The sequence below is a fragment of the Arthrobacter sp. B2I5 genome, assembly GCF_030816735.1.
Taxonomy (GTDB): Bacteria; Actinomycetota; Actinomycetes; order Actinomycetales; family Micrococcaceae; genus Arthrobacter.
In genome coordinates this window covers 2,263,398-2,278,129 of sequence record NZ_JAUSYF010000001.1, presented here as the reverse complement: position 1 = coordinate 2,278,129, position 14,732 = coordinate 2,263,398, and the positions used below count along the sequence as shown (strand labels likewise).

The 14,732-nt window shown below is 62.8% G+C and carries 15 protein-coding genes and 1 pseudogene; 8 read left to right on the top strand and 8 right to left on the bottom strand.

Features of this window, described 5'->3' with window-relative positions; genetic code table 11:
- Positions 1 to 28 precede the first annotated feature (28 nt).
- Both QFZ60_RS10855 and QFZ60_RS10850 read left to right on the top strand, forming a co-directional pair.
- Entirely contained in the window at positions 29 to 661 is a 633-nt protein-coding gene (locus tag QFZ60_RS10855) for a TetR/AcrR family transcriptional regulator (protein ID WP_307090439.1), read from the top strand.
- 24 nt (positions 662 to 685) lie between these two features.
- Positions 686 to 1,540 carry a 3-hydroxyacyl-CoA dehydrogenase gene (locus tag QFZ60_RS10850; protein ID WP_307090436.1) on the top strand — a complete coding sequence of 285 codons (855 nt, stop codon included), beginning with the start codon at positions 686 to 688 and terminating at the stop codon, positions 1,538 to 1,540.
- Between the two features lie 11 nt (positions 1,541 to 1,551).
- Here QFZ60_RS10850 and QFZ60_RS10845 read toward each other — a convergent pair whose 3' ends face one another.
- Both QFZ60_RS10845 and QFZ60_RS10840 read right to left on the bottom strand, forming a co-directional pair.
- The gene (locus QFZ60_RS10845) at positions 1,552 to 1,773 is read right to left on the bottom strand and encodes a VOC family protein (protein ID WP_373427677.1); all 222 of its coding nucleotides are present in this window, start codon (positions 1,771 to 1,773) and stop codon (positions 1,552 to 1,554) included.
- Between the two features lie 90 nt (positions 1,774 to 1,863).
- Positions 1,864 to 2,613, bottom strand: a complete 750-nt coding sequence (locus QFZ60_RS10840; RefSeq protein ID WP_373427719.1) for an alpha/beta fold hydrolase — start codon at positions 2,611 to 2,613, stop codon at positions 1,864 to 1,866.
- Positions 2,614 to 3,053: 440 nt separating this feature from the next.
- Between QFZ60_RS10840 and QFZ60_RS10835 the strand changes: the two genes are divergently transcribed.
- Positions 3,054 to 3,254 (top strand): ribbon-helix-helix protein, CopG family, encoded by a 201-nt coding sequence (locus QFZ60_RS10835; RefSeq protein WP_307090434.1) that lies wholly within the window; start codon positions 3,054 to 3,056, stop codon positions 3,252 to 3,254.
- Between the two features lie 469 nt (positions 3,255 to 3,723).
- Here the strand turns inward: QFZ60_RS10835 and QFZ60_RS10830 are convergent, their stop codons facing one another.
- A complete protein-coding gene (locus QFZ60_RS10830; RefSeq protein ID WP_307090432.1) occupies positions 3,724 to 4,035 on the bottom strand; it encodes a 4a-hydroxytetrahydrobiopterin dehydratase in 312 nt (103 codons plus the stop codon).
- A gap of 188 nt (positions 4,036 to 4,223) precedes the next feature.
- Between QFZ60_RS10830 and QFZ60_RS10825 the strand changes: the two genes are divergently transcribed.
- Together QFZ60_RS10825 and QFZ60_RS10820 are read left to right on the top strand one after the other, a co-directional pair.
- Positions 4,224 to 4,565, top strand: coding sequence for a hypothetical protein (locus tag QFZ60_RS10825; RefSeq protein ID WP_307090430.1), 342 nt, complete (start codon positions 4,224 to 4,226; stop codon positions 4,563 to 4,565).
- A gap of 446 nt (positions 4,566 to 5,011) precedes the next feature.
- Positions 5,012 to 5,089 (top strand): annotated as a pseudogene (locus QFZ60_RS10820) (IS3 family transposase); the annotation flags it as partial.
- A gap of 71 nt (positions 5,090 to 5,160) precedes the next feature.
- Here the strand turns inward: QFZ60_RS10820 and QFZ60_RS10815 are convergent.
- From QFZ60_RS10815 to QFZ60_RS10805, 3 genes are all read right to left on the bottom strand, one after another.
- On the bottom strand, positions 5,161 to 6,558 hold the full coding sequence (locus QFZ60_RS10815; RefSeq protein WP_307090428.1) for an MFS transporter: 1,398 nt from the start codon (positions 6,556 to 6,558) through the stop codon (positions 5,161 to 5,163).
- 292 nt (positions 6,559 to 6,850) lie between these two features.
- On the bottom strand, positions 6,851 to 9,031 hold the full coding sequence (locus QFZ60_RS10810) for a glycogen debranching N-terminal domain-containing protein (RefSeq protein WP_307090426.1): 2,181 nt from the start codon (positions 9,029 to 9,031) through the stop codon (positions 6,851 to 6,853).
- A 203-nt stretch (positions 9,032 to 9,234) separates the two neighbouring features.
- Positions 9,235 to 9,771 carry a hypothetical protein gene (locus QFZ60_RS10805; RefSeq protein WP_307090424.1) on the bottom strand — a complete coding sequence of 179 codons (537 nt, stop codon included), beginning with the start codon at positions 9,769 to 9,771 and terminating at the stop codon, positions 9,235 to 9,237.
- 358 nt (positions 9,772 to 10,129) lie between these two features.
- Here QFZ60_RS10805 and QFZ60_RS10800 point away from each other — a divergent pair, with 358 nt between their 5' ends.
- A complete protein-coding gene (locus QFZ60_RS10800; protein ID WP_307090422.1) occupies positions 10,130 to 11,338 on the top strand; it encodes an aspartate transaminase in 1,209 nt (402 codons plus the stop codon).
- Positions 11,339 to 11,384: 46 nt separating this feature from the next.
- Positions 11,385 to 12,080, top strand: coding sequence for a 4-carboxy-4-hydroxy-2-oxoadipate aldolase/oxaloacetate decarboxylase (locus tag QFZ60_RS10795; RefSeq protein WP_307090421.1), 696 nt, complete (start codon positions 11,385 to 11,387; stop codon positions 12,078 to 12,080).
- Positions 12,081 to 12,230: 150 nt separating this feature from the next.
- On the opposite strand, the gene QFZ60_RS10790 is transcribed toward QFZ60_RS10795, so the two are convergent.
- Complete coding sequence (locus tag QFZ60_RS10790) at positions 12,231 to 12,473, bottom strand: hypothetical protein (RefSeq protein ID WP_307090419.1); 243 nt, start codon at positions 12,471 to 12,473, stop codon at positions 12,231 to 12,233.
- Positions 12,474 to 12,597: 124 nt separating this feature from the next.
- The gene (gene nac / locus QFZ60_RS10785; RefSeq protein WP_307090417.1) at positions 12,598 to 13,548 is read right to left on the bottom strand and encodes a nitrogen assimilation transcriptional regulator NAC; all 951 of its coding nucleotides are present in this window, start codon (positions 13,546 to 13,548) and stop codon (positions 12,598 to 12,600) included.
- Positions 13,549 to 13,945: 397 nt separating this feature from the next.
- Here nac and QFZ60_RS10780 point away from each other — a divergent pair, with 397 nt between their 5' ends.
- Positions 13,946 to 14,731, top strand: a complete 786-nt coding sequence (locus tag QFZ60_RS10780; RefSeq protein ID WP_307090415.1) for a LamB/YcsF family protein — start codon at positions 13,946 to 13,948, stop codon at positions 14,729 to 14,731.
- Position 14,732 lies beyond the last annotated feature (1 nt).

The window sequence follows — 14,732 nt, the reverse complement described above, 5'->3', positions numbered from 1 at the left end:
TGTTGAGAACCGGGGCTAGGATGGGCGAATGGCTCAAAGGGGAAGACGCAGCGCGAGGATTTCGGGCGATGAGCGGCAGGACGCAATCCTGATCACCGCGGAGGCCCTCCTGGCCAGCCGTGCCTTTGACGACGTCTCCATCGAGGATCTGGCCCGGGGTGCCGGCATTTCGCGCCCCACGTTCTACTTCTACTTCCCCTCGAAAGATGCCGTGCTGCTGGCCCTGCTGGACCGGGTTATCACCGAGGTCGAGCACCGGGTGGGGCACCTGCCGCGCGATTTCGAGAGCGATCCCGCGGGTGCGTGGACCCGTTCCATCGGAATGTTCGTTGAAGTGTTTGTCTCGCACCGCGGTGTGTCGACCGCCGCCATCGCGGCGCGCTCCCGCAACGACGAGGTGCGCGCGCTGTGGTCCAAATCGATGCAGTCCTGGGTCGACTTCTCAAGCGACGTCATCCGCGCCGAGCAGGCCCGCGGGGCCGCGCCGGCGGGCATCGACGCGCACGACCTCGCGGTGAGCCTGAACCTGATGAACGAACGGGTCATTACTGCTGCCCTCAACCGGGAGAGTCCGGCCATCGCGGAGACCGCCGCCCTGGACGTCCTTTCAACCATCTGGATCCGCAGTATTTACGGGTCCGACAACCCCGGCGGCCGCTAAGGCCCGCGCCGAAAGGAAACCATAATGCCCTCCATCAAGACGCTCACCGTGCTCGGCACCGGAGTGCTCGGCTCCCAGATCGCTTTCCAGGCCGCATTCCACGGTTTTGCGGTCACCGCCTACGACGTCGACGAGGACGCGCTTGCCAAGGCGCGGGACCGTTTCACCCGCCTCGCCGGCATCTACCGGGCACAGGTAGCCGGCGCCTCCGAGGGCAAAACCGAAGCAGCCCTGGCAAACCTCCGCCTCGCCGCAGACCTCGGGGACGCCGTCGTCGGCGCGGACCTCGTGATCGAAGCCGTTCCCGAACTGCTGGAACTCAAACGCGACGTCTACCGCAGGCTCGCTGAGCTGGCGCCGGCCAAGGCCATCTTTGCGACCAACTCGTCCACCCTGCTGCCCAGTGACCTGAAAGACTTCACCGGACGCCCGGACCGCTTCCTCGCACTCCACTACGCCAACAACATCTGGGCGCAGAACATCGCCGAGGTCATGGGCACCGCGGAGACGGACCCGGCGGTGTACGCCGCTGTCGTCGACTTTGCCCGGAACAGCGGACTGGAACCGATCGAGATCAAGAAGGAGAAGGCCGGCTACGTCCTGAACTCGCTGCTGGTTCCGCTGCTGAACGCGGCCGCCGGACTGCTGCTGCAGGGCGTCGCCGACCCGCACACCATTGACAAGACCTGGCGCATCGCCACGGGGGCCCCGACCGGACCATTCCAGATCTACGACGTCGTCGGCCTCACCACGGCGTACAACATCGCCTCGGCCTCGCCGGATGCCGGTTCCCAGGCGTTCGCCCAGTACCTGAAGGAGCACTACATCGACCAGGGCAAGCTGGGGGTCGCCTCGGGGGAGGGCTTCTACAAGTACTGAGCCACGGACGTTTAGTGCTGCTGCAGTTCTTCCCGTTCCACGTCTTGGGACGACCGGGAGAGCAGGCAGAACACATTGCCCTCCGGGTCGGCCAGCACCACCCAGCTGACGTCGGGCCCCTGGCCGACGTCAGTGCGTTGCGCGCCGAGGGCGAGCAGGCGCTCCAGCTCCTCGGCGGTGGAGACGCCGTCGGCACGCAGGCGATCTGACGCTCTCTGTCCCCGGTTGCGCACGGGAGGCTGAAACGGGCGCGCGCCTTCCGGCTCAGCGAGACTGAGGTTGTCTTATCGACCAGCCACGGGGGTTGAAGCTGGCGGGATCTGTTACATGTGGGTGTGGAGGTAGTGAAGAATCGCGCGGGCCGTTTCCTCCGGTGCGCTCATATGGGGGCAGTGCCCGGTGGCCTGGAGATGCACGAGGGTGCTGTGTTCCAGGTTCTTGTGCAGGTAAGCGCCCACTTCGGGTGGGGCAAGCCTGTCGTCGGAGCATTGCAGAATTAGGCAGCTGGTGTGCAGCTTTCTCAATTCCGGGCGGGAGTCGGAGAAGAAAGTCACTTCGGCGAAGTGCCGTGCGATGGCCGGATCTGTCCGGCAGAAGCTAGCACTCAGGTCCTCCGCTAATTCCGGCTCTTGCGGGTTGCCCATGATTACGGGAGCCAGGGCCGCGGCCCAGGCGAAATAGTCGCTGTCCAGAGATGCCAGTAGGCCCTCGATGTCTTCCCGCGTAAACCCGCCTACGTAGCCGTCGTATGGGTCGTTGGTATGACGGGGTGAAGGAGCAAGCAGGATCAGGTGGGAAAACCGGGTTGGTTCCTGCGCTGCGGCGATCACAGCGATCATTGTGCTGACACTGTGTCCCACCAGGATGACGTCCTCAAGTTCGAGGGCGGCGCAAATCTCCAGCAGGTCCGTCGCGTACCCATTCAGGGACGCGTACTTATCCCAGTCGTAGGCGCTCATGTCGGAGTGTCCTGCACCAACATGATCAAAAAGCACCAGCCGGTAGTCATGAACGAAGTAGGGGACCAGCTTTCGCCATACCGCCTGGTCGCAGCCAAAACCGTGGGCAAACATCAAAACAGGCCCGTCATCCCGACCCAATACGGTGATATTGTTCCGGTCGATTACCGCAGTATCTGCTTTGATCACATTCTCACTCACGTAGGGTGGCGTCCTCTCCCAGACTATGCACGGGAAGGAGAGAATCCTAGGGATCCTGCCACTGTGACCTTTAGGGGGTGCCGATTCAGCTCGTTGCAGATGATGCGGCTTACCTGATCCCTCGCCCAGGGACGACCGAGCTAGAGTGCGAAGCTGGAACGCCGATAATGGGCGTTCGGCAAAGCAGACAAGTCTCTTTGGATTTAGGCGACTGGATTTAGGCGACTGGCTGACTGAAAGAGACAGCCAGTGAACTTTATGCCGGCGCCCGGGCCCCTTGACTCGGGGCTCGAATTGAAGACGGGAGAGACCGAAAAGGTGCGAGTACCATTTCGGTACCATAGGGGATGGCTATGAATCTTCGTGTCCCTGAAGACCTCGATCGGCGGCTGGAAAAGTTGGCTGCCGAGGAACACACGTCCAAATCCGCGCTTCTGTTGCAGGGGGCAGAGTTGGTTCTGCAGCGGCACGCGCGCCGACACGAAATCAGCGAGGGCCTCAATTTTGTTATAGGTCATAACGCTGAGTTGCTGAAGCGCCTTGAGGACGCGTGACAGCGTACCCGGACATTGAGGATGCCCTTCGAATAGTCGATCGATACGGCTTCCATATCCGGGATGTCGGCTTGTTGGCCTCGTCGTTGGCCAGACCGGCTACCACTGTCATGGATGCGGAGGCGTATCCCGAACTGCCCTAATCACTCTATTTTGAGCGTCCTGCCCTCTGACGTCAGGTTGGGGTGTGTCCAAACCTGGTCTTCAGGGCAGGGAACCTAAGGGAGCAGCCTCATTAAGGACTGCAGGTTTAAGGAGCGCGCTGGGAGCTTCCGGCAACGCCCGTTCTTAAGGGGTGTGAATCTGTTGAGACCCCTAGGCCTCATGCAAGGCTTCATGACGAATCTGCACTCGGGTGTACGGGCGCAGGCGTGTCCGGGGCCAGGATGGTGCCGGCACCGAGCGCGGCTCTTGGCGTTTCCGCTTAGCGCCTTGACGAGCCGTTCGCCCCGTGCCCGACGGCGCGGACTCATTCCGCGGCAGCGACCCCGAGGTCTGCCGCGTGGCCGCTGATGGTGCGGGCCAGGTCAATATCGCGGCTGGTGATCCCCCCGACATCGTGGCTCGAGAGCGTGACGCCGACCTCGGGATAGGTGAGCGTGAGGTCGGGGTGGTGGTTGGCCTCCTGGGCGGAGGCGCCGATGCGGTTCACGAGTTCCAGGCCAGTGGAGAACTTCCGGGTCCGGAAGGTGGCGGCGAGGGCCTCGCCGGTCACGCGCCAGCCGGTGAGCCCGGCCTCGGCGAGTTCGGCGGCGGACAGCTTCCGTTGGGGATCAGTCATGGTGCCATCATGGCTCCGGATGGCCGCCGTGGGCTACCCCTGAGGCACCACCCCTTCCCAAGGGTGATGGCATGGCAGGCGCCGGCGACTGAGGGTAAAACGTCGGCACTGCGCGGGGATAACGCCGACACCCGCTGGCACGTGAGAGAAAAGCCTGGGCGCGCCGTGGCTCGACCACAGCATCAGCAGTGACATTTCGTCCTTTTCGAGACCACCGACGAGAACGTCTGGGGTGGCCCGCGACCGGTTTCGACTGCTACATCAGCGACGATCTCGAGCGCTGGAACGGCCCCATCGCCGCATTCCGCCCTGCGATGGGCATCGCCGAATCAGTGAGTGGAACCATCACGGGCCCCTGGATTCAGCACGACCGGCCCCTGTGGTCCAGCAACGGCGGCCACGGCATGATCCTCCGCACCTCCAAAGGACAGGACTACCTGGTCTTCCACTGGCCAAACAACACCCCGGACGAACGCGTCAAGCTCACCGAAGTGGAAATCAAGGGGACGCGGATCCGGATCCTGTCATGAATTGCGCGTGGGTCTCGCACCAAGCTCCAGGTTCCCAAACTGATTCAGTGGTCCCTGCTCTTAACCACACGTTGGGCTTCTGGCCTGTGCGCGCCAGCCATGCAGCCTGGGCCGTGAAAGTCAGCTAATCGACGTTTTGCAAAGCTTTTCGTCATAATCCGAGGGCCCTGCTCTCAGGGCGACAAGGGCCGGGAGTATCCGTTCCGAGACAACGAATAGGCCGCCGTACTGCACTGAAGAATCGTGGCCGAATGGCGCCAGGTTAACCGCCTGAAGGATATCTGTGGTGAGTGATGGTCCCGAAGTCGAAGCGCGCAAGCAAAGACCTGCTTGACCGACGGCGCGGGATCGCCCAGGGTCCAGCGACGGAGAGGCGTGCAAGTCCGCGCGCAAGAAACATGCGGTTTCTGATTACCGAGGCACCGGCAGTGCCAGTGCACAACCGGTATAACACCAAAAGAATCTCGGCAAAACTCAAGGGCCTGAGCCCGGTGCAATACCGTACTCAGGCCCTTGCGGCTTAGGCTTTGGCCAGTCCAACTTTCGGGGACCAGTTCAATGCGGGTGTGGCGTTTCTAAATGCGCTCTTGGCTCGTCACTTCAAGGTGCCAGGTCTGGCAGCGAGATCGCGCCCGGCCATGCCCGGGAAAGCAGTCGCGGCCGTGAGGACGGCCGTCTCCCGCTCGCCCTGCTGCACCTCGTCGAGTTCCTTGAGCGTGTAGTTTTTGGTCTCCTTGGCCGTGAGGGCCGAGATCCCAGCCAGGACCATGAACCCGAGCGCGACCATGGACGGGCCGACCCAGTCTTTCAGGTCGGGGCCAGCGAGTGCTGTCGATAGAACGGGGCCGATGACGCCCGAGATGGCGAAGCCGATCTGGGTGCCCAGGGCGAGTCCGGAGACGCGCAGCCGGCCGGGGAACATCTCTGCGAAGAACGAGGGCCAGGACGCATTCACCATTGAGTAGAAGAGGGAGTAGTTGATGATGCCAAACAGGAAGATCAGCGACCAGTTGCCGGTCGTGATTGACCAGAGGTAGGGCACCATGGTGATGCCTACGCCGCCCGTTGCGATGAGGAACATCGTTTTGCGGCCGATCTTGTCCACAAGGAATCCTGCCAGTGGGGTGATTCCGAGGGCAATCACTGCCGAGACTGTGGTTGTCAGGAGCATGGTCGGCTTGTCCAGCTTGTATCCGGCGGTACCGAATGCCACCGAGAAGGTTTGCATCATGTAGCTGGTGCCGGCGATGAGTGCACAGAATACGATCCGCAGGACCGCTCGCCAGTGGAAGCGCAGAAGGTGCCTGAGGGGGGCGACGTTCACCTTGGCGGCCTGGAGCTTTACGAACTCGGGCGGCTCCTGGATGTGGCGGCGGATCAGGTACGCGGCGACGACTACGACGGCGGAGGCCCAGAACGGAAGCCGCCAACCCCAGGACAGCAACTGCTCCGAGGGCATGGCTGCGATCGGGATGAAGACCAGCAAGGTGAGCAGCGTGCCCGAGGAAGAGCCCAACGTCGTGAAGCTCGCGAGGAAACCGCGACGGCCCTCGGAAGCATGCTCCAGGCTCATGGTGATGGCACTGGGCTGCTCGCCGGAAAGGCACAGCCCTTGGATGACGCGGATCAGCACGAGCAGGATCGGAGCAAGAGGACCGATTTGGGCGTACGTGGGCAGGCACCCGATCAGGAAGGTACAGCCGCCGATGCCGAACAGTGTGATCATCATGACGAATTTGCGGCCACGGCGGTCACCAAGTGGCCCCAGAATGAGTGAGCCGAGGGGGCGTACCGCGTAACCGACTGCGAAGGTGATCATGGCGAGCAGCACGCTGATGCCCTGGGGTAGCTCGGGCGAGAAGAAGAGGACGTTCAGAATCAACGCGGACGAGGTGCCGTACACGGCGAAGTCGTAGTACTCCAGCGTTGTGCCGATCCAGGCCGCGACTGCGGCCCTGACCGGGGTCTTCTTCGGAAGTATGGTTTGAGTCATTTCATCTCCGTTGGCGATGGGTGAAAACCGGCTGTCGCTACACCTGGGCTCTGGGAAAGAGATTTCGCGTGGGATATCCGGGTGGTCCTGCTGCGAGCGCTCTCGCAAGTCGTATTTACGGCTTTGCGGACTGGCCTCAGAAATCAAGTTAACGTTTGCGGTGTGGGTCACACAAAGTCCCCTTTTGTGTCCCCACATAGCGATTCGTTATGGCATGGAGTCGAAAGAACGAAGACCATTCGCCCCTCCACAGGAGTCCTTCACAGCATTGGTTGGTGAATGGGCTGGACCTTCATCGAAGGGATTTCGACGTGGGGCGGGCGCTTACACGACGCCGTACCGCTTCCTCAACCAGTTCGGACATCCATGGCCGGTGGCCCCGGTGAAACACCATCCCCGGGGGTAGTCCCGTAATGGACGGGACGGAGTCGGCAATGTCGATGGTGATGCGGCCGTTGCCAAGCGGGGCGTTGGAGATGTGCAGGTCCCCGAAGGACTGGGGAAGGACGGGATCGAGCCAGACTCCACCGGCTGAGACAACCGGGTCATAACGCATGAGGCTGGACACGATCTGGATGGGTGCGGTGGCTGCCCATGCCTGGGGCGAGCAGGCGGTGGGGTATGGAACGGGAGTGGAGAGGTGGTCACGGCTGAAGCCGCAGAACAGCTCCGGGAGGCGGCCGTCGGAGAACTCGGCCGCGTCCATTATCCCGGTGGCGATTCTTTGGGCTTCGGCGACGAAGCCGTACCGGAGGAGCCCGGCGGCGATGATGGCGTTGTCGTGGGGCCAGACGGACCCGTTGTGGTAGCTGGCAGGGTTGTAGGCGCCCATGTTGCTGGCCAGGGTGCGTATGCCCCAGCCGCTGAACATTTCCGGTGACATCAGGTGTGCTGCGACTTGCGGGGCTTTGTCTTCGTCGATCAGGCCCTGGAGCAGGCAGTGCCCCATGTTTGAGGCGCAGGCATCCACCTGCCGTTTCCTGCCGTCCAGGGCGATGGCGTAGTACCCGCGCTCGGGCATCCAGAACTGCTCGTTGAACTGTTTCTTCAGCCGGGCAGCACGTTCGGTGAGGTCGTTGCCCAAGGCCATGTCACCGGCGTCGTAGGCCAGCCATGCCCGTGACAGGTAGGCGACGTAAACGTAGGCCTGGACCTCGCAGAGCGCGATTGGGGGCTCGGCCAGGGTGCCGTCGGCAAAGTTGATGCCGTCCCAGGAGTCTTTCCAGCCCTGGTTGAGCAGCCCCTGGTCGTTGAGCCGCTGGTACTCGACAAAGCCGTCGCCGTCCTTGTCGCCGTAGTTCACGATCCAGTCCAGTGCGCGGTCGGCGTGGGGCAGCAGGGCCTTGATGGTGTCCGCGGCGAATCCCCAACGGCTGACGGCTCCAAGTACCATCAGGAACAGGGGAGTGGCGTCCACGCTGCCGTAGTAGTTCGACTTGCCGCCCAGGGACAGGCCGCTGGAGACATCGAGCCGGACCTCGTGGAGGATCTTGCCGGGTTCCTCTTCCGTCATGGGGTCCACCACGGTGCCTTGGCGGTCCGCGAGGGTCTGGAGTGTGCCCAAGGCGAGCGACGGGTCTACCGGCATCGCCATCACCGAGGCCCACAAGGAGTCCCTTCCGAACAGGGTCATGAACCAGGGTGCACCGGCGGCGACGACAACGCGCTCCGGATGGTGGGGGTCCTCGATTCGAAGAGCGCCGAGGTCGTCATAACTGCGGCGCAGGGTCCGTTCCACGGACCGGTTGGCCACCTGCAGTACGGGGATTTTGGCCACCCACTCCCGTCGGCGGCGGTCTCGGGGCGATAAGCTATCCCGCTCGGAATGGGCGAAAGCCGGTGACTGCTTTCCATCGTCAGTGGGCAGAACGGTCAGGACTGTGCTCCATTGCCCATGAGCGGGTACCGACACCCGATATTGAAGGGTGTTACCGGAAACGTGGGCGCCAGGAGCGTGGATAGCGGTGCCCTTGCGGACGTCCTGCCAGCTGCCCCGAATGGTGAGCATTCCGTCGTCGGCTTCCCGTGTTTCCTCCCACCGTCGCCGGAGCCGTGCCTCCTTCACCTCGAAGAGGTCCGCGTAGTCGGCCCCTGTTTCCAGGACGATGAGGCACTCAGCAGGCTCCTGGGAGTAGTTGTGGACGGTGAGCTGCTCCTGGAGGCCCGCCCCGACTTCCCGCAGCCGTTCCACGATAAGTGGGCTGTCCGAGTAACCGTCGGACCGGGGGATGCGTGCAACAAAAGCGGCACGGAACGGCTCCTTTGTCTCCGCTGTGAGTGGTTCAAGCGCCTGTCCATCCACTGTCAGGCGCCAGATTGACAGGATCCTGACGTCGGCCACGAAGAGGCCATGCGGACGATCGGCTTGAATATCCCCGTTGGATGACGAAATACAGAAGGATGAGCCCTCGACCAACGTCACAGAGCCAGCCCCTAGTGGACCGGCCGCCGTATCCGCATTCCACCCAGCCATTCCGGCCTCCTCCGCGCCTTACCGAAGCGCCGTGCAGGCAGACATCATGCTTGCGGCGGCCTCTTTGAAAAGACGCTACGCTTGCTTGCCAGTCGTCGCCAGAGCGGAGGCGCGAAGCTAAGCCGGAGCTCCTCGGCGCCGGTGTCCGCAAGGGACAACTGGTCGGATAACGGCCGGCCGCAGATCAGATCAGCCGGGACAGATCATCCTGGCTGGGCCACACGCGCACCCACGCCCCTGGTCATCTTGCGGATCTCGTCGGACTTCAGTCCGCTTGCGCCGGCCAGTTGGTAGTCATCAAGGAGTCGGAACTTCCTGGCCATGGCCAGTACCTGCGTGCGTTCTTCTTCTGCGGCATTCCGGGTGCCTTCGGCCGCCGCCAACTCCGCAGTTAATCCGGCGATGAGTTGAAGATGTCCACTTCGGGCTTGGCCCGTGGGGTACAGCTCGCCGCGTGCCAGCGCGGCAGAGCGGATACTGGCGGCTGGCAGGCCAGCGGCCTTTGCGACGGCGGCAACCTTTACGCCGTCGCACAGGGCCTGGGCAACGCAGTCGCCCAGCTCGGCGGTGAGGGCACGCACCCTGCTGGACCGGAGCGCGATGGTCGTCCGTAGTTGGGCCAGCACGGCAAGCGCTTGTTCAGCGCGGGCAGTGGCGGGGTCCGCCTTCGGCGCGCCCCTGTACCGGTAGGCGGCCACCCCGGTTCCGCCCGTCCCGGTGCCGGTTGTACGCGGAAGCATCTGTTCCTGAATCTCTCTACCCGGCACCTCTGCTCCTTGTCTCCGTGGTGTTTCAATGTCAGCGCCGCGTCCCGCGGGTAGGGGACTTTTGCCATTGTTCGCCCCGCAGGCCCTGAAAGGACCGTCGCCGGGGCCGGCGCCGTTCCTGCTTTGGGTCCGCTGTCCACCCTGCAGGTTACGCGGCTGGCAAGCCCGGCAGGCAATACCGAAAGTGCGTGGAGCAATACCCGAAAGTTCTGGCTGCTCCCGTCATAAGGGCTGCTTATCTGTCCACGCACTTTAGGTCTTATCCAAGAGTGCGGCTCCTTCCCTAGGCTCGAATGAACCACCCTCATGTACCGGAAGCCTGGAAGAGAACATGCCTGAATTCGTGCCCGCATCACGGGTAACCCGTATCAAATCCTCACCCAGCGTTGCCGCGGCCGCCCGTGTGCGGGAGCTCAGGGCCGAGGGCCGCCGGATCCTGGACCTGACGGTCGGCGAACCGGATTTCGACACGCCGCAGCACATCAAGGACGCTGCCATCGCAGCCATCGGCCGCGGTGAAACCAAGTACACGTCGGTTACCGGGACGCCCGAATTGCAAAAGGCCATCCTGCAGTCGCTGCAGCGCAAAACCGGCCAGCAGTACACCCCGGCTGAGATCACCATCGGCGGCGGCGGGAAGCAGGTCATCTTCACCGCATTCATGGCCACCCTGGACCAGGGCGACGAGGTTGTCATCCCCGCACCGTACTGGGTCTCCTACCCGGACATGGTGCTCGCCAACGAAGGCACCCCCGTCATCGTTTCCTGCGGCGGAGAAACCGGCTTTAAACTCACCCCTGCAGCCCTGGCAGGGGCACTGACGGAGCGCACCAAGTGGGTCATCCTCAACACGCCGTCCAACCCCACAGGAGCTGTCTACTCCCGCAAGGAACTGGCCGCCCTGGCCGCCGTCCTTCAGGACCATCCGGCCGTCTACGTCCTCACCGATGAGATCTACGACGAGATCCACTTTGGCGACGAGCCCATCACTAGCCTGGTGGCAGTTGCCCCTGAGCTCAAGGACCGGGTGCTGGTCACCAACGGCGTTTCCAAGGCCTATGCCATGACGGGCTGGCGCCTGGGCTATGCCGGTGGTCCTGCGCCCCTGGTGGCTGCCATCAACAAACTGCAGTCCCAGATGTCCTCCTGCCCGTCCTCCATCAGCCAGGCGGCTGCCGCCGAGGCACTCACCGGAGACCAGGCATTCGTCCGCGAAAGCGTGGACGTGTACCGCGAACGGCGGGATACGGCCATCACCGGGCTGAACGCCGTCAACGGCCTTCAGTGCACGACGCCGGATGGCGCCTTTTACGCCTACGTCAACTGCGCAGGGGTCATCGGCAAGACGACGCCCGATGGCAGGCAAATCACCAGCGACGAGGACTTCACGCTGTACCTGCTGGAAGCAGCATCTGTTGCCGTCATCCAGGGTTCGGCCTACGGACTGAGCCCCTATTTCCGGATCTCCTACGCCACCGGGCTGCCGGTGATCGAGGAATCCATTGCCGCCATTGAAAAGGCCGTCACGGCACTGGCCTGACCCAACCATCCCCTTGCCTAATCTGTCCAACAACCAGGAGCACCCCATGATCCACGTCAAAACGAAATTCGATCGGCCCTCAGAGGACGCTATTCAGCGCCTTTCCAAGTTCTCCTCCGCTACCGTGCATGAAGCACAGGGCCGCAAAGGTGCCCTGAGCTCCAGGATTAAGCCCATCGAGCGCAGCATGACGTTCTGCGGACCCGCCGTCACCGTGGTCTGTGCACCACGTGACAACCTCATGCTCCAGGTGGCCATCCACTATGCGCAGGAAGGCGACGTTGTCCTGGTAGCAGCGGGCGAGTACGAGGAAGCCGGGACATTCGGCGATGTGCTGGGCAACGCAATGAAGGCGAAAGGCCTGGCAGGCATGGTCACGGATTCCGGTGTCCGCGACACCAAGGACCTGATCGAACTCGGCCTGCCGGTGTTCTCCGGCAGCGTCTGCATCAAGGGGACCGTCAAGGAAACCATTGGCCCCATCAACCATCCCCTGGTGTTCGGCGACGAAATCGTCTACCCGGGCGATGTCCTGCTGGGTGACGCTGACGGCGTGGTGGTGGTCCGGAAGGATGAGATCGAGGAGGTCATCCGCCTGTCCCAGGCACGGGTGGACGCCGAGGACGACCTCATCCGCCGGTACAAGGATGGCGGCACCACCATAGAGTTGTGCAAACTGACGGACGTGCTGAAGGCCAAGGGCCTGCTGGTGGAGGACGCCGAACTGGAGCCGGCCCTGTAGCCACCTATCCCCATCGATTGCTGGGTATTTGCCGTTATGACCCCTTAGAACGACAAATACCTAGCATTCGACACGGTTAAACCAGGAGGCCCGGGGTTCCTTTCGGAACTCCGGGCCTTTCCTTTTGCCGCTTTAGAGTCGATGAGCCGGTCAGTTCATGCCGGGCAGGAGGTAGGCGGGTGGTCCCGCCTGCGCGTCCTCCAGATACCACATGGTGGTGCCGCGCCTGCCCGGGGGCATCATGCTTCCCTCGAACACAAAGACGGGCTCGGTGGCGCCCCCGTCCTCGGGACGCCAAAAACCGTTGGTGGGGCAATGTGAACCGGTGCTGGCTTTCAGCTGGATTCTTCTTTCAGCTGTCTTCCGGTACTGCAGGCTGGTGATCTTCTTCATGGCTGGGCTCCAGGGAATTTTTTATTGCCGCGGTATCGCCTCGGCGACACCTTTATGGCTTTTATCCTAGAACGCACGCAATTCCATGAATAAGACTAAAGCGGCGTGACCTGATAAGGCCCGCTTATGATGCCTCGAACGGTGCGGCGGGGAGCGGGGGATATTTACTCCGGAGCATTTCCTGCAGCATTTCCTTAAGTACCAGCAGGACGGCGGACGCGGCTTCCGACAAAGGTTCATGATCGGGCGTGCACAACGCAATCCTGCACTGCAGGGCAGGCTCGATGATCCTCAGGACCCGGAAGTCCTCCTCATGGAACAGGGCGTCCGCCGCTGACTTGGGCAGGATGGTGGCTCCGAGGTCGGTGCGCAGCAGCCGGGTGAGGGAGGGGACGGATTCCACTTCGCCCACCAGCTTCAGCTTCAAGCCCCTGCTGTCGATGCCCGCCTGAACCACCTGCCGAAGGGTGTGGATCTGTTCCGGCAGGAAGAGCCCCACGGCAGCCACCTCGTCCAGCGTGATGGTGTTCGCTGTGGAGGCTACCGGGAGCTCCCGGCGGGAGTTCACAATAAGGTACAGGTCCTCGACGATGAGGGTGGTGAACTGCACCCCGCGGATGGGCCCTGGTTCATAGATGAGCGCCATGTCCAACCGTCCGTTTTTGATGGCCTCACTGAGCACACCGCCGTAGATCTCGGTCAGGTGCAGCACGATGTCCGGGTAGCGGCGTCCCACTTCGCTGATGATCCGGGGAGTGAGGCTTGAGGCCATGCTGTAGGGGGCGATCGCTATGGAGACGCGGCCCGAAGGTGCCGCTCCTGACGCTGCCACATCTATCCTGGCTTGCTCCACGAGCCGCAGGATGGTCTGCGCGTGCCGGTACAGGGTATGGCCGGCCGCTGTGGGCTCCACCCCCTGCTTGCTCCGGATCAGGAGCCGCTGTTTCAGCTCCGTTTCAAGGGCGGACACCTGCTGGCTCAGCGCGGGCTGGGCCACGTGGAGGGCGGCGGCGGCCTTGGTGATGCTTCCTGAGTCGACGATCTTGACGAAGTACGCCAGCTTCCGGGTGTCCATAGCGCTCCTCTTTTCCGGCGGGGACGGCACAGCATGCGGGGTCATACGTTGGCGCTATGGCGGGACAGGCATTACGTCTTTGTGTGATCCGAGTCTCGGGCATAGGTTAATTGCAGATGACTTTCCAATGACCAAGACATTCTATCCCCGCCCAGCCATCGCCGATTTTGATGATGGCATATGTTTTTTGCATAAGCAGGGAAACAGCTTATTGGCAGCACTATTTTTACAGTAACGAAACAAGAGCCGCGGTACATTCCTTAAGGTTGGTGCCAATAGCGCCGGTGAAGGTCATAACCGCTCCCTATAGGGAGATACCGCATTCGTCTTTGTGTGGCTCAAATTCCGATGCCACACTCATTTACACCCCGCAGTACCAGGCAGAGAAAGGCCCGTAATGCCCACAGTCGATCTCGTAGCGGATCTTGGTGAAGGTTTTGGTGCCTACTCGATCGGTGACGACAAAGCCCTGCTGGAGATCGTATCCAGCGCCAACATCGCCTGCGGCTTCCACGCAGGGGACCCTGACATCATGGACGCCACGGTGGCTGAATGTGTCAGGACGGGAGTTGGCATCGGCGCCCATCCGAGTTTCCCGGATCTCCGCGGCTTTGGCCGGCGGGCCATGGACCTCACAGCTGACGAAGTCCGCACCGACGTCATCTACCAGCTGGGAGCCCTGTCAGCGTTTGCCGCCTACCACGGCGGTTCCGTCTCCCACCTTGCCCCGCATGGCCGGCTGGGAAACCTGGTGGCAACGCGGGCCGACTATGCCGGAGCCGTAGCAGATGCCGCCGTGCGTGTGGATCCCGCCCTCATCATCCTGGCGCAGGACGGTGAACTCGCCACCGCTGCCGCGGGGCGCGGCCTGCGGGTGGCCATCGTCGGCATCGCCGACCGCGCCTACCAGGATGACGGCACACTGGTGCCGCGCAGCCAGCCCGGCGCCGTGATCCACGACCCCTCCGTCATCGTCGAGCGCACTGTGCGGATGGTCTGTGAAGGACTGATCGAGACTGCCTCCGGCAAGGACATCGCCATCCAGGCAGACACGGTGCTGCTGCACGGCGACAATCCCGGCGCCGTCGAACTGGCCCGCCTGATCCGCAGCGAACTTATTGCCGCCGGCGTCACCATCGCCCCGGTGGCAGAGGTACTCGCCGCAAAGCAAAAGGTGTCCTGAC